6 protein-coding genes are annotated in these 6,568 nt (G+C 38.8%); 1 reads left to right on the top strand and 5 read right to left on the bottom strand.

Annotated elements, in window-relative coordinates; translation table 11 throughout:
* Nucleotides 1-331 precede the first annotated feature (331 nt).
* The 5 genes from PG840_RS14805 to PG840_RS14785 form a co-directional block, all read right to left on the bottom strand.
* A complete protein-coding gene (locus PG840_RS14805; protein ID WP_117824049.1) occupies nt 332-1,210 on the bottom strand; it encodes a DUF3881 family protein in 879 nt (292 codons plus the stop codon).
* A gap of 15 nt (nt 1,211-1,225) precedes the next feature.
* Complete coding sequence (gene serS, locus PG840_RS14800; protein WP_270613817.1) at nt 1,226-2,506, bottom strand: serine--tRNA ligase; 1,281 nt, start codon at nt 2,504-2,506, stop codon at nt 1,226-1,228.
* Between the two features lie 120 nt (nt 2,507-2,626).
* Nucleotides 2,627-3,169, bottom strand: coding sequence for a DUF4446 family protein (locus PG840_RS14795; protein ID WP_008371363.1), 543 nt, complete (start codon nt 3,167-3,169; stop codon nt 2,627-2,629).
* A gap of 3 nt (nt 3,170-3,172) precedes the next feature.
* On the bottom strand, nt 3,173-4,069 hold the full coding sequence (locus PG840_RS14790) for a ParB/RepB/Spo0J family partition protein (protein WP_173690765.1): 897 nt from the start codon (nt 4,067-4,069) through the stop codon (nt 3,173-3,175).
* Nucleotides 4,070-4,071: 2 nt separating this feature from the next.
* Nucleotides 4,072-4,839 carry a ParA family protein gene (locus tag PG840_RS14785; protein WP_008371366.1) on the bottom strand — a complete coding sequence of 256 codons (768 nt, stop codon included), beginning with the start codon at nt 4,837-4,839 and terminating at the stop codon, nt 4,072-4,074.
* 572 nt (nt 4,840-5,411) lie between these two features.
* On the opposite strand from PG840_RS14785, the gene PG840_RS14780 reads away from it, so the two are divergent.
* A complete protein-coding gene (locus tag PG840_RS14780; protein ID WP_243172308.1) occupies nt 5,412-6,365 on the top strand; it encodes an alpha/beta fold hydrolase in 954 nt (317 codons plus the stop codon).
* Nucleotides 6,366-6,568: the final 203 nt, after the last annotated feature.

Genomic DNA, 6,568 nt, shown 5'->3' with positions numbered 1-6,568 from the left:
ACAGATTTTTTTGCTTTGGTAACATTAGAACGTTCCCCAATTTGGGGAATGCCTCGGCTTTCTCTTAGGAGACACTTGTTATATTCATTTAACTAATAGAACATACACATATATCATACCGTTTGAACATGAAAATGTCAAATGCTTTTCTAAGAGAATAATTATGGGATAATTATGGTGAGGTAACAAAGCGGGATTTTGTATGTGAAATAGCTTTTATAGGACTTCTTTATGTAAAGTCGAATGTTCTGAAGCGCATATACAAAAAGCACGACTAATTTTCAATTAAAAGAAATTTGGTCATGCTTTTTATATAAGTCAAAATTTTTTCCTAAAAATTAATATGCCCTTGCAGCCAGATTTGTGCCTTCAGCCGTCTTCCAATTGCCGGTTCGCCAATTACCTTTTCAACCGGTACGCATACATCAAATTGAAGCTCATTGGTTTCAACTGTAAGAACATAAAGTTCTTTCCCAGTAAGAAGATTTTCAATGGTATCGATATTCAGAATCTCACCAAGGATCGCATACTGGTCACATTCAAGACCAGATGGCATAAAATGTGTATCGACAATGCTGTAAATATCTTCCCCACGGATTCTTTTTGATACTGCGGCATAGGTGTCGATGTCGTCAAGCGTAAGGCTTTCAATGGCATCGGGATTCCCTTCCTTTGCTGCGCTCATGAGCATCATCCGGTTGCGGAGCTCTTCCGCTCTCTTGTCCGCAGCGCCTGTATCCTTTGTGACCGGAAGCAAAATTTTCCCACTTAAGGCAAGCCCGGAAAATGTTACAGAGATTGAACTTTTGTTCAGACCGCCGAGAGTGGCTTCTTTTATGTATTCCATTCCGTTTTGAATATGGAAAATGATACTGCAGCCGAGCTTTACATCCTCGCAGACACCAACATAGGTCGGTGAGAAGGTTTTCTGTTCTACTGCAATATCAGCATAAGAGCTGACTCCACTGCCTGAAAAATATGGGAAATAGCATTCTCTGCGGAACGCTTCATCATTTTCATCGATAAAGCCGTAGGAAGAAATGCCTATTCCGTTGCCGTATTCCCTGCGAAGCTCACAGAGATCTGTGTGTTCGTCCAAGGCAATACGGTCATATCCGGAAAAATTCTTTTCGGATTCAAGAAGAATCTGATACCATTCGCGTTCAGATGCGATATCGTGGAATCCGATAGCGTTTAAATATTTATGCAAAATTTACCTCGTTTTCTATCTGATTTCAGACTTACCGCCCATGTATGGACGAAGTACTTCAGGAATGCGGACAGAACCGTCTGCCTGAAGATTGTTCTCGAGAAATGCGATCAGCATTCTCGGAGGAGCTACCACTGTGTTGTTCAGTGTGTGTGCGAAGTATTTGTTTCCGTCGCTTCCTTTTACACGGATGCCAAGACGTCTTGCCTGTGCATCACCAAGGTTAGAGCAGCTTCCTACTTCAAAGTATTTCTTCTGTCTTGGAGACCATGCCTCTACGTCACAAGATTTTACTTTAAGGTCGGCAAGGTCACCTGAACAGCATTCCAGTGTACGAACCGGGATATCAAGAGAACGGAACAGATCAACAGTGTTTTTCCATAATTTATCATACCATTCTTTGCTTTCTTCCGGTTTGCATACAACGATCATTTCCTGCTTTTCAAACTGATGGATTCGGTATACACCACGTTCTTCGATTCCATGAGCACCTTTTTCTTTACGGAAGCATGGAGAATAAGAAGTCAGTGTCTTTGGAAGCTCAGCTTCATCAAGCATGGTATCGATGAATTTACCGATCATAGAATGCTCGCTGGTTCCGATCAGATATAAGTCTTCGCCTTCAATTTTGTACATCATAGAATCCATTTCGGCAAAGCTCATAACGCCTGTAACAACGTTGCTTCTGATCATGAAAGGCGGGATACAGTATGTGAATCCACGATCGATCATAAAGTCACGTGCATAAGAGATAACTGCTGAGTGAAGACGTGCAATATCTCCCATCAGATAATAGAAACCATTTCCGGCAACCTTTCCTGCACTTTCAAGATCGATTCCGTTGAATTTTTCCATAATTTCTGTATGGTATGGAATTTCAAAGTCCGGAACAACCGGTTCGCCGAATTTTTCAATTTCAATATTCTGGCTGTCGTCTTTACCAATCGGTACAGATGGATCGATGATATTTGGGATAACCATCATATCTTTTTTGATTTTTGCTTCTACTTCTTTTTCTTCAGCAGAAAGTTCTTCCATACGGGCAGCGTTTTCTTGAACTTTTTTCTTAAGCTCTTCTGCTTTCTCTTTTTCACCATGAGCCATGCATGCGCCAATTTCTTTGGAAACTTTGTTTTTCTCAGCACGGAGTGCTTCTACTTCACCTTTGATTTCACGGTTTCTCTTGTCAAGCTCAATTACTTCATCTACAAGTGGAAGCTTTTCATCCTGGAATTTTTTCTTGATGTTTTCTTTTACAACATCCGGGTTTTGTCTTAAAAATTTAATATCTAACATAATTGTTCTCCTGTCTTATTCCTTTATTTTTATATCTTATGATGTGAGTGGCAAAAGTAAATTTTTCCACTTACATCATCTTATTCTATCACCTGAGGATTATCAAGGGATTCAGGCAAATTACTGTGGTTTGATTGCATCCTGTACATCCGGATCATACATTTCCTGGTAAACGGCCTGATCTAGTGATTCGGCCTCTTCTTCAGAGAGCTCAATGTAACTTTCACCACGCACAATTTCTTTTATATAAGTGTAACAGCCATCTCTGCTGTGCATGGAATTGAGGATCCATCCATTGTTATCATTGTCAAGCATTGTGAGGGCGAAGCTGAGTTTTCCACCCATTTCACCGAAAGCATCGTATTTTACAATACCTACTTTCTGGTAGCTGCTTCGCAACGCGCGATACAATATGCGGATGTCCGCTTTGTTTTCGTGGGCAATGTTGGAAAGCTCGTCGAGTTCATCGAATCTTGCGCTGAAACTTTCTTCGAGCGTTTTACCGTCCTGTCCGCGCATGAATACGTTATAGCTTGATTTCAGACGGTTGTATTTCATATTAACATTAATATAAAGAAGAAACATCAATATGATCAGCATGATAAGAAAAAGAAATATATACGCCGGATCAATTCCAAGTGACTTTAGAATTTTACTTTCCATATATTATTTTCCTTCCTGTATTGACATTAACAATTCAAATATACGTTCCAGATCGTTGTCCGAATAATATTCAATTTCAATTTTACCTTTTCCATTTGCTTTATGATTGACATGGACTTTGGAACCGATGATTGACTTTATACGTTCCTCCAGATCTTCATATACAAATGCATTCTGGATAACAGGCTTTTCTTTTTCTTTTTTTGGCTTCTTTAGTTCTTTGACAAGTTTTTCGGTATCCCGGACACTGAGCTTTTCATCAAATACTTTATTGGCAAGAATATATTGCTGCTCTTTATCCTCGATTGCAAGAAGAGCACGTGCATGTCCGGTTGAAATCATGTCATCGATGATCATCTGCTGTACTCTCTCGTCCAGCTTTAGAAGACGCATAGAATTTGTAACAGCAGTTCTGCTCTTTGAAACGCGCTCAGCTACCTCATCCTGCTTCAGACTGAATTCATTTAGCAAGCGTTTGTATGCCTGCGCTTCTTCGATTGGATTCAGATTTTCACGCTGAATATTTTCAATAAGAGAAATTTCAACGATTTCCTGATCTGTGTATTCTTTAATGATAACAGGGACCTCTTTGACACCGGCCTGCTTTGCTGCACGCCAGCGACGCTCGCCGGCGATGATCTCGTAGTAATCGTTCCGTTTCTGAACAATCAGAGGCTGCAGGATTCCAAACTGTTTGATTGAATCAGCAAGTTCCAAGAGAGCATCTTCCTCAAAATGTTTTCTTGGTTGGTCACGGTTTGGCTCTACATCATTGATTTTCATCATAATTGGCCCGGCATTCACTACTTCTTTTTTGACCGGTGCAGTATGTTTTGCGGTTTTGTTTTCTTTGATTAAACTATCCAGACCTTTTCCAAGTCCGCCTCGTTTTGCTGTCATGCTTACTCTTCTCCTTTATGAATTACTTCATCTGCTAATAACATATAACTTTCAGCTCCTGTTGAACGAGGATCATATAAGTTGATTGGTAAGCCATGACTTGGGGCTTCTGCAAGTCGTATATTACGTGGAATGATAGTTTTGTAAATTGTCTGATCAAGATTATCTTTTACATTTTCAACAACTTGAAGAGAAAGATTGGTTCTGGCATCATACATGGTAAATACAACGCCTTCCATTTCAAGGTTTTCGTTCAATCTTTCTTTTACAAGCTCGATTGTTTTAATCAGCTGGCTCAATCCTTCAAGTGCATAGTATTCACACTGAATTGGAACCAATACGGTATCGGCTGTAGTCATTGAATTGATTGTCAGCATACTAAGTGAAGGTGGGCAGTCGATAATGACGTAATCGTAATTACTTCTTATCTTAAGCACCTCATCTCTTAATATGTATTCTTTGTTCTCAGTATCGAGCAACTCTATTTCGGCACCAGACAGATCAATGTTTGCGGGAATTACGTCGAGATTTTCAATTGCTTCTTTGCATAGCACCTGATCCATAGTGGCTTCGCCGATTAAAAGATCATATACAGTATAGGCAACATTATCCTTATCTATACCAAGACCGCTGGACATATTCCCCTGTGGATCCATGTCGATTGCGAGAACTTTCTGCCCTTTTGCCGATAAACACGAGGATAAATTGATCGCTGTTGTAGTTTTTCCAACGCCACCCTTTTGGTTGGCAACGGCAATTATTCTTCCCATTGCAATTACCTCCTTTCTAATAGTGTGCAAATATATATGAAGTTTTATTTACATCTAGGTATAATTGTAACACTAAACTTTATCTAAATCTACTAAATGTTTCACGTGAAACATTTATTTTTGCATTTTTTATAAATAAGGGGATTTTTTGCACGAAACATTCTGCACAAAGTGAAATGTGAAAATGTATAAAAACATTCGTAATCCGCTCATTTTTCCTTGAAAAAATGGCTACTTACTCATTTTTCTGGCGGGTCAAGAGACCAAAAATCTCTTGCAAGCAAGCTTGCATCGGCTTTCTGACCTTTTGCCCATGGTATCATCATATTTTAGATATATTAAAATATATTTGGCTATGAGCAGCTGGAAAAAGAGAAAACAAAATGTTTCACGTGAAACATTTTGTCGAAAACCAAGGAACAATAACATGATGAAAATCTTTAAACTGTAAGGAGATTATGGTATACTTATCTATAAGCTGCAAGGTGAAACATTACACAAAACAGATACTATTTGCGAGTATGATCTTGCTGAATCGGGGCAAAAATGATTCGGAGAAAGGACAATTAACGATGAAAAATAAATTGAAAAGTTGTGCGGTTTTAGCAACACTTGGTGCGATTACAATCCATCTGATAAATAAAACACTTATAGAAATGGCAACAAAAGACAGCTTGTTAAACTCATCTGAGGGAAATTATTATGACTGGAGATTTGGAAAAATCTATTATAGAAAACAGGGAAATGGTAAACCACTACTGCTACTTCATGATTTGGATGCAGAAAGCTCTGGCGTAGAATGGAAAAAAGTAGCGGCAATTCTTGCAGAAAAGCATACTGTTTATACCGTGGATCTGCTAGGTTGTGGACGATCTGAAAAGCCAAATATTACTTATACTAATTTCCTTTATGTGCAAATGCTGACAGATTTTATTAAACATATCATTGGTGAAAAGGCAGATGTTGTGGCTACAGGAGAATCGGCTGCTATTGCAGTTATGGCATGCGGAAATGATGAAAATGTGATTGGAAAGATTTGTATGGTGAATCCACTGTCACTTACGGAACTTGCAAAATGTCCGAATAAGAGAACCAAGACGCTGAAATTCCTTATCGAAATACCGATTATTGGTACGCTGCTGTACAACATTATTCATTCAAGAGAAGCGATTGATGAAAAATTTGTGGATAAGTATCTGTATGACGAAGATACGATAGATTATCAGATGACGAAGATATACCATGAATCTGCTCATAATGAAAACGCACATTCAAAATATTTGTTTGCAAGCATCAAAGGTGGATATACAAAGACAAATATTTATCATTGTATTCGCAAGGCGACAAATAGTATCTGTATTATCTCTGGACAATATGATGAAAACAGTATTGAGATTGCTAAACAATATCAGAAGCATGTACCTGCTATAGAATGCATGTGCATAAAGGATACGAGACATCTTCCACAAATTGAACAACCGGAAGGATTCGCAGAACAGCTGGATATCCTTTTCTCTGCTGAATAATATAAAGTACGTTCAGGTACACATTATAGCCAAATGCGGGATGTACACTTCGGTGTACATCCCGCATTTGGCTATATATGGCTCTTGATCAACTTTTGCGATTATCTAATAGCAAACGGAACTGGTACTTAACTGGTACTTATTCTGCTCATGAACACCATGAAAACCGACATGCAACTCTGGGAATTTCTACGGAAATTGTC

Source organism: Coprococcus sp. AM97-35 (assembly GCF_027697525.1).
GTDB lineage: Bacteria > Bacillota > Clostridia > Lachnospirales > Lachnospiraceae > Allocoprococcus > Allocoprococcus comes.
The sequence above is the reverse complement of the archived record's forward strand: the minus strand, read 5'-3'. Positions and strand labels throughout refer to the sequence as shown.

What these genes read in the sequence shown, in the direction of transcription:
- serS (WP_270613817.1), bottom strand. Translation starts at nt 2,506, where the DNA reads ATGTTAGATATTAAATTTTTAAGACAAAACCCGGATGTTGTAAAAGAA.
- PG840_RS14795 (WP_008371363.1), bottom strand. Translation starts at nt 3,169, where the DNA reads ATGGAAAGTAAAATTCTAAAGTCACTTGGAATTGATCCGGCGTATATA.
- PG840_RS14790 (WP_173690765.1), bottom strand. Translation starts at nt 4,069, where the DNA reads ATGACAGCAAAACGAGGCGGACTTGGAAAAGGTCTGGATAGTTTAATC.
- PG840_RS14785 (WP_008371366.1), bottom strand. Translation starts at nt 4,839, where the DNA reads ATGGGAAGAATAATTGCCGTTGCCAACCAAAAGGGTGGCGTTGGAAAA.
- PG840_RS14780 (WP_243172308.1), top strand. Translation starts at nt 5,412, where the DNA reads ATGAAAAATAAATTGAAAAGTTGTGCGGTTTTAGCAACACTTGGTGCG.